We start from the raw sequence: 15,242 nt of genomic DNA, 5'->3' as shown, positions 1-15,242 counted from the left end.
GTGAGGGGCCCTCGGCAAAGGCCTCTTCTACGGCGGTCGCCCCCCAGGCTCCCGCACTGCAGAACCGGGCGTACCCCCGTCGACCCCCCCCCGCCCGGGGGCGGCCCGCGCGGGCCCCGCCCCGGCTCCTTCACGTCCACGACCCGCTGCACGCCCCCGCTCACCCGCCGCCCGGCTGTGAGCCAGATCTCAGTTGCCGATGCGTCAGCTCTGAAACATTTCCCTTGCCCCACCGCATCAATGAGGTGAGGGCGGCACGGCGCAGGCGGGAACCACGACCAGGGGGCACACATGAGGCAGGTCCGCGCGCAGGAGTACGCGGAGTTCGCGGCGGCACGCGCGGGACACCTGTACCGCTCCGCCTGCCTGCTCACCGCCGGGGACACCCATCTCGCCGAGGACCTGGTGCAGGACACCCTCGGCCGCCTCTACACCCGCTGGGGCCGGGTCTCCCGGGCCGACAACCCCGCCGCCTACGCACAGACCGTCCTCACCCGTACGTTCCTCGCCCATCAGCGGCGCCGCAGCAGCACCGAGCGCGCCATGGACGTGCTGCCCGACCGGGCGGACGGCACCCTCGCCGACCCCTCGCTGCGCCTCACCCTGATGTCGGCGCTCGGCACGCTGCCCCCCAAGGACCGGGCCGTGATCGTCCTGCGCTACTGGGAGGACCGCTCCGTCCAGGAGACCGCCGACGCCATGAACGCCAGCTCGGCGGCGGTGCGCACCCGGTGCGCACGGGCCCTGGGCCGGCTGCGGGAACTGCTCGGCGAGGACGTCGGCGCGTACGCCCGCCCCTGACCTCCCCCTCCCCACCCACCTTCCCCGACTGCTCCGACCGTCACCTCCCACTTCACCCCAGACCTAGCGGAAAAGGTGGTTCGTCATGCCCGTGGACCCGTACGACGACCGGTCCGGCGCTCCCGCCGGCGACCCCTTCGAGGACCGGCTCTCCGCCGCCCTCCATGAAACCGGCGGCACTTTCGACACCGACCGGGCCGCGCTCGCGGCCGGCGGCGCGGCCCGCGGCCGGCGGCGCCAGCTGCTGCGCAGGACCGCCGTCGTGGGCAGCGTGGCCGGGATCGCGCTGGTGGGCGTGGGCGGCGCGCTGCTCGCGCCGTGGGGCGGTACGTCCGCCGCGCAGCCGTCGTCGGTGGCCACCCAGCCGCGTCCGGCCGGATCCAAGTCCGCTTCCTCGTCCGCGGCGTTCTCCCGCGACGACGTGATCCGTACGCTCGAGAAGCTGCTCCCCGGGGGCAAGTTCAGCGGGCAGGACGGGCGCGGCACCGACAGCGAGTTCCCGCCGTACGCGCAGGTCGTCTTCGACGACGGCAAGGGCGCCTCGGCCATCTCCGTCGGGGTGGGCCGGGTGCGGCCGGGCGGCAAGCAGGCGCGTCAGACGACCCAGTGCCCGGACAAGGTATTCACCCTGTTCGACGCCTGCACGACGACGCATCTCGCGGACGACTCCGTCCTCATGGTCCTCCAAGGGTACGAGTACCCCGACAAGCGCGAGAACACGAAGATGTGGTCCGCGGACCTGATCACCCCGTCGGGGCAGCACGTCTCCGTGCGGGAGTGGAACGCGGCGGCCGAGAAGGGTTCCCCCGTCACCCGCCCGGAACCCGCGCTCTCCGTGGCCCGGCTGACGGAGCTGGCCGCCGCGAAGGAGTGGCGCGAGATCGCGGACACCCAGCCCGCTCCGGAGGAGCCGGCCGAGCCCGTCACCCCGGCGGGTGATGGCAAGGCGATCGTCCGGACCCTCACCGGTCTGCTGCCCAAGGGGATGAAGGTGGTGGCGAAGAGCGGGGAGGACACCGAGTTCGCCTATCTCGTCCTCGACGACGGCAGGGGCCGCAGCTTCGTCCAGATCAATGTGCAGCCCGGCAGCTCGGACCTCGCCGGCGAGCTGTTCGGGGGTGCGGAGAAGCTGCCCGACGGCACGCTCGTCACGTCGCACCAGGGGCCGGGCGAGAAGGGCGGCTCGGGGGTCGTGATGTGGACCGTGGACACCCTGCGGACCGACGGTCTGCGGGTGGTGATCAGCGGCTTCAACGCCGCCAGCCAGCAGACCGACGCCACCCGGGCGACCCCCGCCCTGACGATGAAGCAGCTGCGGACCATCGCCCTCAGCCCGAAGTGGCGCACGCTGGGCTGAGCGGGACGTCCGCCCGACGGCTCCGGTACGCCTGATGCGGCACTAGGCGTACTGGAGCCGTACGGTCGCGCCCGCGCCCGCGTCGCGGACGTCGACGTAGGCGCACACCTGCCGGGCGAACCAGAGCCCCTGGCCGGGTTCTAGTCCGGAGCCGGGCGGGGGTACGAAGCCGGCCAGCGGGTCGTCGACCCGGTGGGCCAGACTCAGTTCGGCGACGCAGACGGGCGCCTCGCCCCACAGCAGGGCGCCGGTGACCGGGCCCAGGGCGGCGGCCTCGGTGACGGCCTCGGCGAACAGCTCGGCGTCCACGTGGGGCAGTCCGCGGCCGCTGGCCCAGGCGCGTACGGCGTTCTTGGCCACGCCTCCGCGCAGCCGCCGCGCGTCCGGCGAGGGCGGCGGCAGCGGTACGGCGTCCAGTTCGGCGGCCAGCCGCACGGGGTCCACGTAGACCCCGGTGTCGGGGTGGGCGCGCCGGGCCGCGGCGACGACGGCGGAGCCGGCGGTGCGGGTGTCGTAGGCGCACAGGACGGTCGTGGCCATCGCCGCGAAGACGAGGTTGGCGAGCGCCTCGTAGCGGATCCACTCGGCACTCTCGCGGACCGAGCGCCCGGCCCGGCCGCCCCACACCGGCTCCATCAGCAGATGGACGCGGCCGCCGGGCCCGGCGTGGGCGGCGAGGTAACCGGCGCCCTGTGCGACGGCGTTGGCGGCGGAGCCGGTGTACCAGTCGGTGTGCTCGATGAAGCCGACCTCGCGCACGTCGCCGCCGAGGGTCTCGCGCAGCACCTCCAGGTTGTCCGGGGCGGCGATCACCACGGGCGGCGGTTCGCCCGGGGCGCACAGGCCCTCGGCGAGGAAGGGACGGGCGGCGGCGACGAAGTCGTCGTCCGAGCCGAAGACCGCCATACGGTGGTCGAACGGCCCTGGGGCGGCGGGTCGGGTACGGCTCATGGGTCCCCCGTGCTGGACTCCCCTTGCGCGGACGCCCCACTCTCGCCGCGCGCCCCACACCTATGCACGTGCCGATCACACCCTCGGGTGCACTTTGCCGGGGACCGCGTCACACGACCCGGTCCCGCGTACACTGCGCGACTTCCTCCCGGCTGGTTCACGTCGCCGATCCTTGGCTCACTCTTGACCCGGTCATGACATGAGCCGACGATGGGCGGCACACCCGCACCAGCACGTCGCACTGACCACCCCCCTGGCTCCACTCCCCACTTCCGGCGACCCCGGAATCCCTGGAGAAACAAGGAGATCTCATGCGACTTCGCCTACGCGGCCCGGGCGCCCGGAGCGGCAGGCACGGCGCCGCGCTCGCCGCCCTGATGGCCCTCGCGCTCGCCGCGCCGGTGGCGGCCACGACCACCTCCGCCACCGCCGACAGCGCCCGCACCGCGGCCCCCTCCTCCGACGACATCCACCAGTACGAGGTGCACGTCGGCCACAGCACCCCGGCCATGCGCACCGCCATCGCGGCGGCCGGCGTGAGCATCGACGAGGCCGACGCGGAGAGCGTCGTCGTCTCCGGCCGCGCGGACCAGATCGGCAAGCTGAAGCGGCAGGGTTACGACGTCTCCCCGCTGGGCTCGGCCCCCGACCGCTCCTCGGCCGGCAACCTGCGGCTCTACGACTTCCCCTCCGCCGACTCGAAGTACCACAACTACGCCGAGATGACGGCGGAGATCGACCAGCGGCTGGCCGCCTACCCGGCCATCATGAGCAAGCGGGTGATCGGGAAGTCGTACCAGGGCCGCGACATCGTCGCCATCAAGGTCAGCGACAACGTGGCCACCGACGAGTCCGAGCCGGAGGTGCTCCTCACCTTCCACCAGCACGCCCGCGAACACCTCACGGTGGAGATGGCGCTCTACCTGCTGCGCGAACTCGGCGCGGGCTACGGCTCCGACTCCCGCATCACCAACATGGTGAACAACCGCGAGATCTGGATCGTGCCGGACCTCAACCCGGACGGCGGCGAGTACGACATCGCGTCCGGCTCCTACCGCTCCTGGCGCAAGAACCGCCAGCCCAACTCCGGTTCCTCGTACCTCGGTACGGACCTCAACCGCAACTGGAACTACAAGTGGGGCTGCTGCGGCGGCTCTTCGGGATCGGCCTCCTCGGAGACCTACCGCGGCGCGTCGGGCGAGTCCGCGCCCGAGGTGAAGGTCGTCGCCGACTTCGTACGCGGCCGGATCGTCGGCGGGAAGCAGCAGATCACCGCCGGGATCGACTTCCACACGTACAGCGAGCTGGTGCTGTGGCCGTTCGGGTACACGTACAACGACACGGCCACCGGGATGACCGCGGACGACGCCGCCGCGTTCAAGGCCGTCGGGCAGAAGATGGCCGCCAGCAACGGCTACACGGCCGAACAGTCCAGCGATCTGTACATCACCGACGGCACGATCGACGACTACCTCTGGGGCACCCAGAAGATCTTCGACTTCACCTTCGAGATGTACCCGACGTCGAGCTCCGCGGGCGGCTTCTACCCGCCCGACGAGGTGATCGAGCGGGAGACCTCGCGCAACCGGGACGCGGTGCTCCAGCTGCTGGAGAACGCGGACTGTATGTACCGGTCGATCGGGAAGCAGGCGCAGTACTGCTCCTGAGCGCTCCGCGGGAGGTCCGGTACGTCACCGCACCGGACCTCCCCGGATCGGCTCAGGACTTCGACGCGGCGGACTCGTCCTTCTTGACGTCTTCGCCGTCGGCCTCGTCCTCGTCGGACTTGCCGGCTTCCGCCTTGTCCTCGTCGGACTCGGACTCGGACTCGGGCTCGGAGTCGGCCTTGGACTCAGCCTCGGACTCGGCCTTGGATTCGGACAACTCGTCGGCGTCTGCGGCCGCTTCGACCTCTTCGGTCCCTTCGGCCTCTTCGACCGCTTCGGATTCCCCGTCCTCGAAGTAGGCGTCGAGGACCGCGTCCAGCTCGGCCTCCCACTCCTTGAAACGCGCCCTGGCCGTCGCCTCGATCTCGATCGGGAACCAGCGGCGGTCGGGCGTGTGCACCGTGACGGTGAACCGCCTGCCGAAGCGCGCGGTCTCGGTCTCCACCGCCCCGATCTCGTCCCAGCGGAACTCGCACGCCTGGTCGTCGAGGCTCAGGCGGATGCCCTGGGCGTCGGCGACGATCCGCGCGCGCCGGTCGGACGCCTCGAAGACCGGTCCGTCGACGGCCGGTTCCTCCTCGGGGGTCCCGGGCGCGTCCGAAGAGGCCTCCGCCACGGCGTCCGTGGTGTCCGCGGCCGCCTCCGGCTCGCTCTCCTCGGGCGCGGTCTCCTCCGGCTCGTCCGCCGGTCCGCTGTCCTTCGACTCGGCGGCGCCGGGCTTGGTGGACAGGGGTGACGTGAGCCCGGGGATGAAGGCCGGGTCGAATCCGGCGCCCTTCAACGGCTCGCCCTCCAGGGGCTGGCTGCTCGAACCTATGCGCTGCTCCACGCGGGCAGTATGGTCGACGATCCTGTGCCGGACACAGTCAGCCCCCAACTTCGTTATACGAAGATGCTCTGGGCGCCCTCGGCGCTCAGTCGAGCACGGCGAGGGCGTCGATCTCGACGAGCAGACCGGCCGGCAGGCCGACGTAGACGGTCGTACGGGCCGCGGGCGGCTGGGTGAGGCCCTGCTCCTCGAAGTAGGCGTTGTAGATCTGGTTCATCTCGGCGAAGTGGTCGACGTCCGTCAGATAGACCCGGATCATCATCGCGTCCTCCCAGCTCGCGCCGCCCTCCTGAAGGACCGCCTGGACGTTGGCGAGGGTCTGGAGGGTCTGTTCGCGCAGGGTGGGGCCGGCCGGCGTGGGCGGCTTGCCCTCCTCGGCGGGGAGGAAACCGACCTGGCCGGCGACCTGGAGGATGTTGCCCTTCCTGACGCCGTGCGAGAACCGCGCGGGCGGGGTGCTGTGGGTCTTCGGGGTGAGGGCGGTCTTTTCCGTCATCAACGGTCCTTCGTCGTGGGGGCGGTCGGCGGGACGGTCATCGGGGATGGCCGGCGGGGGCGGTCATGCGGGCGGGTGCGTCACGGGTGTTCTGCCGGAGTACTCGCCGCTGATCTCGTCGGCCGTACGGCGTACCTGCGGGAGCAGGGCGAGAAGCTCGTCGGCGGTGACGACGACGTTGGGCGCGGAGACCGACATCGCGGCGACCACGCGGCCGTCGGCGCCGCGGACGGGCGCCGCGACGCAGTTGATGGACTCCTCGTGGCCGCCGAGGTCGGTGGCCCAGCCCCGCTCGCGCGCCTGCTCCAGCTCCCGCAGGAACGTGGCGGCGTTGGGAGTCGAACGGGGCGTGTAGAGGGGGTAGTCGAGCTTCTCCGCGAGGGCGCGGCGCTCGGCCTCGGGCAGGTCGGCCAGCAGCAGTTTCGCCACCGCGGCGACCGTCAGCGCCACCGGTCTGCCGATCCGTGAGTACATGCGCACGGGGTAGCGGCTCTCCACCTTGTCGATGTAGAGGACCTCGTCGTCCTCGTACACGGCGAGGTGCACGGTGTGCCCGCAGCTCTCGTTCAGCCGGACCAGGTGGGGGTGGGCGATCTCGCGGATGTCGAGGTTCTCCATCGCCTCCTGGGCGAGCGCGAAGAGGCGGGCGCCGAGGCGGTAGCGCTGGTCGGACTGGCGGTAGACGAGCCCGTGCTCGTGGAGGGTGCGCAGCAGGCGCAGGGCGGTGGACTTGTGGACGCCGAGCCGGTCGGCGACCTGTCCGAGGTCGGCGGGGCCCGCCGCGAGCAGCGGCAGGATGCTCAGCGCGCGGTCGACGGTCTGGCTCATGGGGTGCGTGCCTCCTCCGGCGCCCGGGGTGCGTCCTGGGCGGTCCAGCCGGGTCCTGGTCGAAGTCTCCCCCACGCGGTGTCGTCGAGGGCGGCGAGACGGTCGGCGTGGTCGCGGGTCGCGGGGACGGCGAGGTCGCCCGGGGCGGTGAGGGCGGCGGCGGCCATCAGGTGGCCGTGGCGCAGCCGGTCGCGGAGGGGCAGTCCGCGCAGGGTGGCGGAGAGGAAGCCGGCCGCGAAGGCGTCACCGGCGCCGACCGCGGCCACGACCTCGACCCGCAGGGCGGGGACGAACAGACCGGCCCCCCGGCCGGTCCTCCCGCGACGCCCCTCGCCGCCGCCGGCGCCCGTCCCGGCGCACCCCTCGCCACCGTCGGCGCCCGTCCCACGGCGCCCCTCGCCACCGTCGGCGCCCGACTCGCGGCGCCCTTCGCCGCCGTCTGCGCCCGTCCCGGCGCGCCTGCCGCCACCCGGCTCACCGCCGTTGTCGGGGCCCGGGCCGCCCGCCCCCTCGGTGAAGGCGCCCGGCCCGCCCGCTCCCTCGGCGAAGGCGGTCGCCCCTCTGTCGCCCTGTTTGACGACGAGGACGGCGGGACCGGGGAACGCGGCGCGGACGGCCTCGGGGCCCTCCAGACCCCACACCTCCCGTGCCTCGTCCTCGCCGACGAACACGATGTCGGCGTCCTGGGCCAGTTCCCGCAGCACCCGCGGCCCGTCGGCGTCCCGCCACAGTGCGGGCCGGTGGTTGACGTCGAAGGAGACCAGGGGGCGCGGGCCCGCCGGCGGGCGCCGGGTGATCAGCTCGCGCAGCAGGGCGCGGCAGTCGCCGGAGAGGGCCGCGGTGATCCCGGTCAGGTGCAGCACCCGTCCGGCGCGTGCCGCGCGCAGGTCGACGTTGTGCGCGGACATCGCCGAGGCGGCGGAACCGGCCCGGTAGTAGGCCACCTCGTGCGCGTCGCTCGTCCGGTCCTGGGCGGTACGGAAGTAGACGCCGGTCGGCCGGTCCGCATCGCGCCGTACGGACGTGACGTCGACACCGTGGGAGCCGATCGCCTCGACCAGATGGTCGCCGAAGCCGTCGGCGCCGACCCGGCCGACCCAGCGCGTGGAGTGGCCCGCGGCAGCCAGCGCGCAGACCACGTTCGACTCGGCGCCACCGATGGCGCGGTCGAAGGAGGGAACGTCGGCGAGACGGCCGGGCCGGGAGGGCAGGAACGTGACCATGGACTCGCCGAGCGCCACGACATCCACGACGTCGGGGGCGTTGCGGGGTCCGGCTGCGGCCACGATCGTCGTAACTCCTCGGTCCTGGGGGTACGACGGCTTTCGTTGACCCCGTGTCGGCCGAGATGTTAGACAGCAGTGAGCGATATACGCAACGAGCGTTGCGCTATATGCAACGCATCAGATCAGGAGGTCCCATGGGCACCGAGGCGCTCGCCCGCCTGGCCGAGGAACGCGTCGACCACCGTTTCAAGGGACTCCCGCCCGACGCCGACGGGCTGACCGTCGGCGAACTGGCCGCCCAGCGCCGCAACCTGTTCACCGGCGGATTCGCCACCCCGGTCCTGGCGCTGTCGGCCGAGCGGCTGGAGCACAACCTGAAGCTGATGGAGACGTACGCGGCCCGGCACGGGCTGGCCTTCGCCCCGCACGGCAAGACCACCATGGCGCCCCAGCTCTTCCAGCGGCAGATCGAGCACGGCGCCTGGGGCATCACCCTGGCCGTGCCGCACCAGGTACGGGTGGCGCGGGCGTTCGGCGTCGAGCGGGTCTTCCTCGCCAACGAGCTGGTGGACGCGGCCGCGCTGCGCTGGATCGCCGCCGAGCTGGCCGCCGACCCCGCCTTCCGGCTCGTCTGCTACGTCGACTCCGTGCGCGGGGTGGAGCTGATGGGCGAGGCGCTGGCGGGGGCGGCGCGTCCGGTGGACGTGGTGGTGGAGCTGGCGGCCGGCGAGGGCGCGCGCACCGGCGTCCGTACCGAGGCGCAGTGCGCGGCGGTGGCCGACGCGGTGGCGGCCGTACCGGAGCTGCGGCTGGCCGGGGTGGCGGGCTACGAGGGCGAGGTGCCGCAGGCGACCCCGGAGCGGGTGCGGGCCTGGCTGCGCCGGCTGGTGGCGCTGGCCGTGGACCTCGACAAGGCGGGGCACTTCGGCGGCGTGGACGAGATCGTCGTGAGCGCGGGCGGCAGCGCCTGGTTCGACGCGGTCGCCGAGGTGTTCGCCGAGATCCCCGAGCTGTCCTCGCCCGTGCTGAAGCTGCTGCGCTCGGGCGCCTACATCTCGCACGACGACGGCCACTACCGCAGGCTGACCCCCTTCAACCGGGTCCCCGAGGAGGGCGCCCTGGAGCCCGCGTTCCGGCTGTGGACCCAGGTGGTCTCGCGCCCGTCCGCCGAGCAGGCCTTCGTCAACGCGGGCAAGCGCGACGCGGCCTACGACCTCGATCTGCCCGTCGCCCAGGTGGTGCGCAGGGACGGGGTGGAGCGGCCCGCCACCGGCATCGAGGTCGCCGCGCTGTCCGACCAGCACGCCTGGCTGCGCACGGGCCCCGAGGCGGATCTGGAGGTGGGCGACTGGGTCGGCCTGGGACTGTCCCACCCGTGCACGTCCTTCGACAAATGGCCGCTGATCCCGGTCGCCGAGGCGGACGGCACGGTCGTCGACTGCGTCCGCACGTTCTTCTGAGTCCGGGCCGGAAGAGGACGGGAGGGGGCGGCATGGAGAACCTCGTCATCCGGGACGCGGACGTCGTGGACGGCACCGGCGCGGACGCGTACCGCGCCGATGTGGTCGTCGACGACGGCAGGATCGTCTCGATCGTCAAGGAGGCCGCCGCGGCGGGCTGCCAGCGCCCCCGGGCGCGGCGGGAGCTGGACGCCGAGGGGCTCGTGCTGTCCCCCGGCTTCATCGACATGCACGCCCACAGCGACCTGGCGCTGCTGCGCGACCCCGACCACTCGGCGAAGGCCGCGCAGGGCGTCACGCTGGAGGTGATCGGCCAGGACGGGCTGTCGTACGCCCCCGTCGACGACCGCACCCTGGCCGAGGTGCGCCGGGCGATCACCGGCTGGAACGGGTACGGCGACGACGTCGACTTCGACTGGCGGTCGGTGGGCGGGTATCTCGACCGGCTGGACCGGGGCATCGCCGTGAACGCGGCCTATCTCGTGCCCCAGGGCACGGTCCGCGCGCTCGTCGTGGGCTGGGAGGACCGCCCGGCCACGCCCGGGGAGCTGGAGCGGATGCGGCGGCTGGTCGCCCAGGGCCTGGAGCAGGGCGCGGTCGGTCTCTCCTCCGGGCTCACCTACACCCCCGGCATGTACGCCGGGGACGCCGAACTGACGGAACTGTGCCGGGTGGTGGCGCGCTACGGCGGCTACTACGCCCCCCACCACCGCTCCTACGGGGCCGGTGCGCTGGAGGCGTACGCGGAGATGGTGGACCTGGCCCGGAAGGCCGGCTGCGCGCTCCATCTCACCCACGCCACCATGAACTTCGGCGTGAACGAGGGGCGGGCGCCCGAGCTGCTGGCGCTGCTGGACGAGGCGCTGGCCGGCGGCGCCGACCTCACCCTCGACACCTACCCCTACACCCCCGGCTGCACGACCCTGGTGGCCCTGCTGCCGAGCTGGGCGGCCGAGGGCGGCCCCGAGGAGCTGCTGCGGCGGCTGGCGGACGACGCGACGGCCGAGCGGATCCGGCACGACCTGGAGGTCACCGGCGCGGACGGCTGCCACGGCGTGCCCGTCGACTGGGACACGGTCGAGATCTCGGGGGTCGCCGACCCGGCGCTCGGCGAGTTCGTCGGACGTACGGTCCTCGCGTCGGCGCGGCTGCGCGGCGAGGCCCCATGGGACACCGCCCGCCGGCTGCTGCTCGCGGACCGGCTGGGCCCGACGGTCCTGCAGCACGTGGGGCACGAGGAGAACGTCCGGGCGATCATGCGGCACCGGGTCCACACCGGCGGCTCGGACGGCATCCTGACGGGCACCAAGCCGCACCCGCGGGCGTACGGCACCTTCCCGCACTATCTCGGGCGGTACGTGCGGGAGCTGGGGGTGCTGCCGCTGGAGGAGTGCGTGGCCCACCTCACCGGACGCCCGGCGGCCCGGCTGAGGCTGCCGGACCGCGGGCTGGTCCGCGAGGGGTACCGGGCCGACCTGGTGCTGTTCGACCCGGCGACGGTCGCGGCGGGCTCGACGTACGACGCCCCGCGCACGCCGCCGACGGGCATCCCGCACGTCCTGGTCGACGGCCGCTTCGTGATCGAGGACGGCCGCCGGACGGACGTACTGGCGGGGCGGGCGGTCCGCAGGACTCCCCGGTGACCGCCCGCCGCTCACCCGGCCGCCGCTACGGCTTGGGCAGGGTGCACGCGCTCGCGCTCAGGTTGAGCTTGTTGCCGGTCGTGAAGCAGGCCGGGATCAGGTAGGTCTCCTGCGCGTAGTTGATGCCCTTGCGGACGGTCACGTTGCCGCTCGCGTCGACCTCGCAGGGGTTGTTCTCCGTGCAGGTCGCGCCGTCCTCGTTGCCCGTGTTGTTGACCGCGACCACCTTGTTGGTGGCCTGGTCGATGACCGGGGAGCCGGAGGTGCCGCCGATCGTCTGGCAGGCGGAGGTGTAGCGGACCGAGTCCTTCCAGGTCCAGTCGCCCTCCTTCAGGCGGTACACGAACCCGTCGATGTTGCAGCTGTAGTACCGCTTCCAGTACCCGGAGGCGACGGTGATGGCGGTACCGGCGACCGGGTGGGTGTCGGCGAGGGTCAGCGGGCTGATGCCGTAGGAGCTCAGGATCGTCGCGTAGGTGCTGGTGAGCTGGTAGATCGTGATGTCGGTGTCCGTCATCGTCGAGTACGCGACCTTGCTCGCCCGCAGGGTCGCCACCCTGGTGCCCGCGGAGTTGAGCAGTCCGAAGGTGCGGCTGGACGACTGGCCGACGATCACCTCGCCGGGCTCCGGGAAGCCGGTCTCCAGGCAGTGGCCGTTGGTGAGCACCAGGGCGGGGTCGGTGGACACGGAGTTCGGGAAGCGGATCACCGAGCCCGAGCAGTTGCTGAGCGAGACGGTGCCCGCGAAGGTGACGGCCTGGAGCGTGGGGGCTGCGGCGGTCCGCGCCGGGGCGGCGGCACTGCTGACGGACGCGGGCGCCTCGGGTGCGGGGGCGGCGACCGCGGGTACCGCGCCCGCCCCGGCGATCACCAGGGCGAAGAGTGCGGCGACGAGAGGCTTTCTCATGTGGGGGTCCCCTCTTGCGACGGAGGCGACCGGAGATCTTCCGGCCGCCACTGCTTTGTCATGCACATTGCGGCGGCAGGCACATTGTGATGACAGAGGGGCGCGTGAACAACGAGTCCTTTTCGGCCGGGACGGCCGGATCCGGGCCGGGCGGCGCCGGCGGGGCGCTACCGGCGGGGCATCCTCGGCGAGGCGGTCAGCCCCACCCGCCGCTGTGGCCGTGGCCGTGGCCATGACCGTTACCGGTCGAGGCGCTCACCGAGGGGGTCGGGGTGACGGCGGGGGCCGTCGAGGCGGGGGCGGAGGGGGTGACCGAGGGCGTCACGCTCCTGCCCGGCGACGCCGACGCGCCGGCCGACGTGCCCGCGGAGCGCTCCGGCGAAGCCTGCCGCGTGGCGGCGGCCGGGGCGCTCGACGCCGCGGAGGGCAGGGCGGCCCCGGGGGCCGTCACCCCTTCGGAGTCCTGCAACGTGACCGCAGCCGTACCCGTCGGGTCCGGGTCCTCCGGCGCGGCGGACCCCCCGGCCGTACCGTCCCGCTCGCCGCCCGTGCCGCCGGAGCCGGTGAAGGAGAGTCCGGCCAGCACCGCCGCCACGGACACGACCCCCGCCGCGCCGGCGACGATCGCCGCCCGCCGCCTGCGTACGGCACCCTGCTTGCGCCGGGACCGGCGGCCGGGCCCCGCGGGCGCCAGGGACGCGACGGCCGGCGCGGACGGCGCGTAGGGCGTGGCGTGACCGTCCTGCCCAGCCCCCACCTCGTCCCCTGCCGCGGCCCCGTCCGGATGCCCATCGCCCCCCGCGTACCCGTCCGCGTAGCCGTCCGCGTCCTGGGACCCGGCGTCACCGGGATGGCCGCTCTCCCCCGGATGCATGGAATAGGGGGATACGCGGCATACCCCGGATCCCCCGGCCGGCCGGAATGGCCGGGATGCCCGGGATATCCGGGATATCCAGGCGGTATTTCGCCATCCACCAGCACCGGCAGCTCGCGCGTCTCGTCGTACGAGTTCGTCCAGCCGTGCGCGGCCGCGGGATCGGCGTACTCCTCGTACGCCGGAGCCGGAGCGGACTGCGGCCGGTACACGTTCGGGTGCGCCGTGGGCTCCACTCCGAGGTGGGCGCCGGACGCGCCGGCCGGGTCAGCTGCGGCATGGGGGCCGTACGCCCCGTCCTGGCGCCGAGATGGGATGGACATGATCGCGGATTCTAGGTACAGGTGGGGCTCCAGTGACAGCTCTCGGCGATACCCGCACAAACCGACTTGTCTCACGTGGCGGAAAACACGACCCAAGAAGCGTTATCGAGCCGTAAGCTCACGGACATGCAGGTGATCCAGTCGACCAAGCTCGCCAACGTCTGTTACGAGATCCGGGGCCCGGTGCTCGAGGAGGCGATGCGGCTGGAGGCGGCAGGGCACCGGATCCTCAAGCTGAACACCGGCAACCCGGCCGCCTTCGGCTTCGAGTGCCCGCCGGAGATCCTGGAGGACATCCTCCGCAACGTCTCCACGGCGCACGGCTACGGCGACGCGAAGGGCCTGCTGGCCGCCCGCAGGGCCGTCGTCATGCACAACCAGACCCTCGGCATCGAGACGGACGTCGAGCACGTCTTCATCGGCAACGGCGTCTCCGAGCTGATCGTGATGGCGATGCAGGGCCTGCTGGACGACGGCGACGAGGTCCTCGTACCGGCCCCCGACTACCCCCTGTGGACCGCGGCCGTCTCCCTGTCCGGCGGCACCGCCGTGCACTACCGGTGCGACGAGCAGTCCGACTGGATGCCCGACCTCGCGGACGTGGAACGGAAGATCACCGACCGCACCAAGGCGATCGTCATCATCAACCCGAACAACCCGACGGGTGCGGTCTACGACGAGGCGATGCTCAGGGGCCTGACGGACATCGCCCGCCGCCACAACCTGCTGGTCTGCTCGGACGAGATCTACGACAAGATCCTCTACGACGGCGCCACCCACACCCCGACCGCCGCGATCGCGCCCGACCTGCTGACCCTCACCTTCAACGGCATGTCGAAGGCCTACCGGGTGGCCGGCTACCGCGTCGGCTGGATGTCGATCTCCGGCCCCCGCGCGCACGCCCAGTCCTACATCGAGGGCCTGACGATCCTGGCGAACATGCGCCTGTGCGCGAACATGCCGGGCCAGCACGGCGTGGTCGCCGCGCTCAGCGGCCGCCAGACGATAAACGACCTGGTGCTGCCGGGCGGGCGCCTGAAGGAGCAGCTGGACACCGCCTACGAGCTGCTGACGCGGATCCCCGGCGTGACCTGTGTGCGGCCGAAGGGGGCGCTGTATCTCTTCCCGCGCCTGGACCCCAAGGTCTTCAAGATCAAGGACGACCGGCAGATGGTCCTCGACCTGCTGCGCAGCGAGAAGATCATGGTCGTCCAGGGCACCGGCTTCAACTGGCCCGAGCCCGATCACTTCCGGGTGGTGACCCTGCCGTCGGTCGGGGACCTCCAGGACGCGATCGGCCGGATCGGCACCTTCCTGGACGGCTACAGCCAGCTCTGACGGCGTTCGGGCGGGAGCGACGGCGGCCGGCGACGGTCTGTTTTCCCGAACGGTGCAACTTTAGACGAAATCCAAGCTAGGATGGTTTCCTGTCAGAGCACAGGAGACCATCCCATGTACGAGCCGATCCGCACCAAGTCGGTCCACAGCACGATGGACGGCAACACCTCCGACTTCCCTCACCGCTCCCGCGAGGAGGAGCTGGACATCCAGCTCGCCGGCCATCTCGCGGCACTGCTCGCCGTCACGGACGAACTGCGCGGCACGGACCCGTCGGCCGATCTCGACACCGCGGCCGACCGTCTCGTCCAGCAGGTGACCCGGCTGCGCGCCGGCCACGCGCCGGTCCGCGCCGCGGTGGCCGCCGGCGACGAGCGACAGCGCACGGCGCTGCACGAGCGGGCCCACACGCTCGCGGGCCGCGCCCTCGTCGTCGCCGCGTCCCGCGCCGACACGGCGGCGGCCATCCTGGCGGCGGAGCGCATGGACGCGCACGCCGCGGCGACGGCGCAGCGTCCGGAGCTGAGCACCGCCGGCTGAGA

General features: G+C 72.7%; 14 protein-coding genes. 7 read left to right on the top strand and 7 right to left on the bottom strand.

Annotated features, from left to right (window positions below; translation table 11 throughout):
- Positions 1-291: 291 nt before the first annotated feature.
- Positions 292-801, top strand: coding sequence for a SigE family RNA polymerase sigma factor (locus ABT085_RS31965; protein WP_351615752.1), 510 nt, complete (start codon positions 292-294; stop codon positions 799-801).
- Between the two features lie 85 nt (positions 802-886).
- Entirely contained in the window at positions 887-2,158 is a 1,272-nt protein-coding gene (locus ABT085_RS31960) for a hypothetical protein (protein WP_351615749.1), read from the top strand.
- Between the two features lie 42 nt (positions 2,159-2,200).
- On the opposite strand, the gene ABT085_RS31955 is transcribed toward ABT085_RS31960, so the two are convergent.
- Positions 2,201-3,109: an anti-sigma factor RsbA family regulatory protein gene (locus tag ABT085_RS31955; RefSeq protein ID WP_351615746.1), complete on the bottom strand. Its 909-nt coding sequence runs from the start codon at positions 3,107-3,109 to the stop codon at positions 2,201-2,203.
- A gap of 311 nt (positions 3,110-3,420) precedes the next feature.
- On the opposite strand from ABT085_RS31955, the gene ABT085_RS31950 reads away from it, so the two are divergent.
- On the top strand, positions 3,421-4,776 hold the full coding sequence (locus tag ABT085_RS31950) for a M14 family metallopeptidase (protein WP_351615743.1): 1,356 nt from the start codon (positions 3,421-3,423) through the stop codon (positions 4,774-4,776).
- A gap of 52 nt (positions 4,777-4,828) precedes the next feature.
- On the opposite strand, the gene ABT085_RS31945 is transcribed toward ABT085_RS31950, so the two are convergent.
- From ABT085_RS31945 to ABT085_RS31930, 4 genes are all read right to left on the bottom strand, one after another.
- On the bottom strand, positions 4,829-5,605 hold the full coding sequence (locus ABT085_RS31945; RefSeq protein ID WP_351615740.1) for a hypothetical protein: 777 nt from the start codon (positions 5,603-5,605) through the stop codon (positions 4,829-4,831).
- An 85-nt stretch (positions 5,606-5,690) separates the two neighbouring features.
- Positions 5,691-6,101 (bottom strand): RidA family protein, encoded by a 411-nt coding sequence (locus ABT085_RS31940; protein ID WP_351615737.1) that lies wholly within the window; start codon positions 6,099-6,101, stop codon positions 5,691-5,693.
- Positions 6,102-6,164: 63 nt separating this feature from the next.
- On the bottom strand, positions 6,165-6,929 hold the full coding sequence (locus ABT085_RS31935; RefSeq protein ID WP_351615735.1) for an IclR family transcriptional regulator: 765 nt from the start codon (positions 6,927-6,929) through the stop codon (positions 6,165-6,167).
- Positions 6,926-8,152 (bottom strand): sugar kinase, encoded by a 1,227-nt coding sequence (locus ABT085_RS31930; protein ID WP_502982850.1) that lies wholly within the window; start codon positions 8,150-8,152, stop codon positions 6,926-6,928. The genes ABT085_RS31935 and ABT085_RS31930 overlap by 4 nt, the downstream gene beginning before the upstream one ends.
- Before the next feature lie 197 nt (positions 8,153-8,349).
- Here ABT085_RS31930 and ABT085_RS31925 point away from each other — a divergent pair, with 197 nt between their 5' ends.
- Positions 8,350-9,615, top strand: coding sequence for an amino acid deaminase (locus ABT085_RS31925; RefSeq protein WP_351615729.1), 1,266 nt, complete (start codon positions 8,350-8,352; stop codon positions 9,613-9,615).
- A gap of 32 nt (positions 9,616-9,647) precedes the next feature.
- Complete coding sequence (locus ABT085_RS31920; RefSeq protein WP_351615726.1) at positions 9,648-11,258, top strand: N-acyl-D-amino-acid deacylase family protein; 1,611 nt, start codon at positions 9,648-9,650, stop codon at positions 11,256-11,258.
- Between the two features lie 25 nt (positions 11,259-11,283).
- On the opposite strand, the gene ABT085_RS31915 is transcribed toward ABT085_RS31920, so the two are convergent.
- Both ABT085_RS31915 and ABT085_RS31910 read right to left on the bottom strand, forming a co-directional pair.
- Positions 11,284-12,165, bottom strand: a complete 882-nt coding sequence (locus ABT085_RS31915; protein WP_351615723.1) for a S1 family peptidase — start codon at positions 12,163-12,165, stop codon at positions 11,284-11,286.
- 196 nt (positions 12,166-12,361) lie between these two features.
- Entirely contained in the window at positions 12,362-13,039 is a 678-nt protein-coding gene (locus ABT085_RS31910) for a hypothetical protein (protein WP_351615720.1), read from the bottom strand.
- A 449-nt stretch (positions 13,040-13,488) separates the two neighbouring features.
- Between ABT085_RS31910 and ABT085_RS31905 the strand changes: the two genes are divergently transcribed.
- Both ABT085_RS31905 and ABT085_RS31900 read left to right on the top strand, forming a co-directional pair.
- The gene (locus ABT085_RS31905; RefSeq protein WP_351615712.1) at positions 13,489-14,700 is read left to right on the top strand and encodes a pyridoxal phosphate-dependent aminotransferase; all 1,212 of its coding nucleotides are present in this window, start codon (positions 13,489-13,491) and stop codon (positions 14,698-14,700) included.
- A 114-nt stretch (positions 14,701-14,814) separates the two neighbouring features.
- On the top strand, positions 14,815-15,240 hold the full coding sequence (locus tag ABT085_RS31900; RefSeq protein WP_351615709.1) for an SCO4983 family protein: 426 nt from the start codon (positions 14,815-14,817) through the stop codon (positions 15,238-15,240).
- Positions 15,241-15,242: the final 2 nt, after the last annotated feature.

The sequence above is a fragment of the Streptomyces sp. NPDC002265 genome (assembly GCF_040296125.1).
GTDB lineage: Bacteria > Actinomycetota > Actinomycetes > Streptomycetales > Streptomycetaceae > Streptomyces.
This window is presented reverse-complemented; position numbering and strand designations above follow the sequence as displayed.

Bases quoted from the DNA above. Each gene is read 5' to 3' on its own strand.
- ABT085_RS31965 (WP_351615752.1), top strand. From the start codon at position 292: ATGAGGCAGGTCCGCGCGCAGGAGTACGCGGAGTTCGCGGCGGCACGC.
- ABT085_RS31960 (WP_351615749.1), top strand. From the start codon at position 887: ATGCCCGTGGACCCGTACGACGACCGGTCCGGCGCTCCCGCCGGCGAC.
- ABT085_RS31955 (WP_351615746.1), bottom strand. From the start codon at position 3,109: ATGAGCCGTACCCGACCCGCCGCCCCAGGGCCGTTCGACCACCGTATG.
- ABT085_RS31950 (WP_351615743.1), top strand. From the start codon at position 3,421: ATGCGACTTCGCCTACGCGGCCCGGGCGCCCGGAGCGGCAGGCACGGC.
- ABT085_RS31940 (WP_351615737.1), bottom strand. From the start codon at position 6,101: ATGACGGAAAAGACCGCCCTCACCCCGAAGACCCACAGCACCCCGCCC.
- ABT085_RS31935 (WP_351615735.1), bottom strand. From the start codon at position 6,929: ATGAGCCAGACCGTCGACCGCGCGCTGAGCATCCTGCCGCTGCTCGCG.
- ABT085_RS31930 (WP_502982850.1), bottom strand. From the start codon at position 8,152: ATGGTCACGTTCCTGCCCTCCCGGCCCGGCCGTCTCGCCGACGTTCCC.
- ABT085_RS31925 (WP_351615729.1), top strand. From the start codon at position 8,350: ATGGGCACCGAGGCGCTCGCCCGCCTGGCCGAGGAACGCGTCGACCAC.
- ABT085_RS31920 (WP_351615726.1), top strand. From the start codon at position 9,648: ATGGAGAACCTCGTCATCCGGGACGCGGACGTCGTGGACGGCACCGGC.
- ABT085_RS31915 (WP_351615723.1), bottom strand. From the start codon at position 12,165: ATGAGAAAGCCTCTCGTCGCCGCACTCTTCGCCCTGGTGATCGCCGGG.
- ABT085_RS31910 (WP_351615720.1), bottom strand. From the start codon at position 13,039: ATGCATCCGGGGGAGAGCGGCCATCCCGGTGACGCCGGGTCCCAGGAC.
- ABT085_RS31905 (WP_351615712.1), top strand. From the start codon at position 13,489: ATGCAGGTGATCCAGTCGACCAAGCTCGCCAACGTCTGTTACGAGATC.
- ABT085_RS31900 (WP_351615709.1), top strand. From the start codon at position 14,815: ATGTACGAGCCGATCCGCACCAAGTCGGTCCACAGCACGATGGACGGC.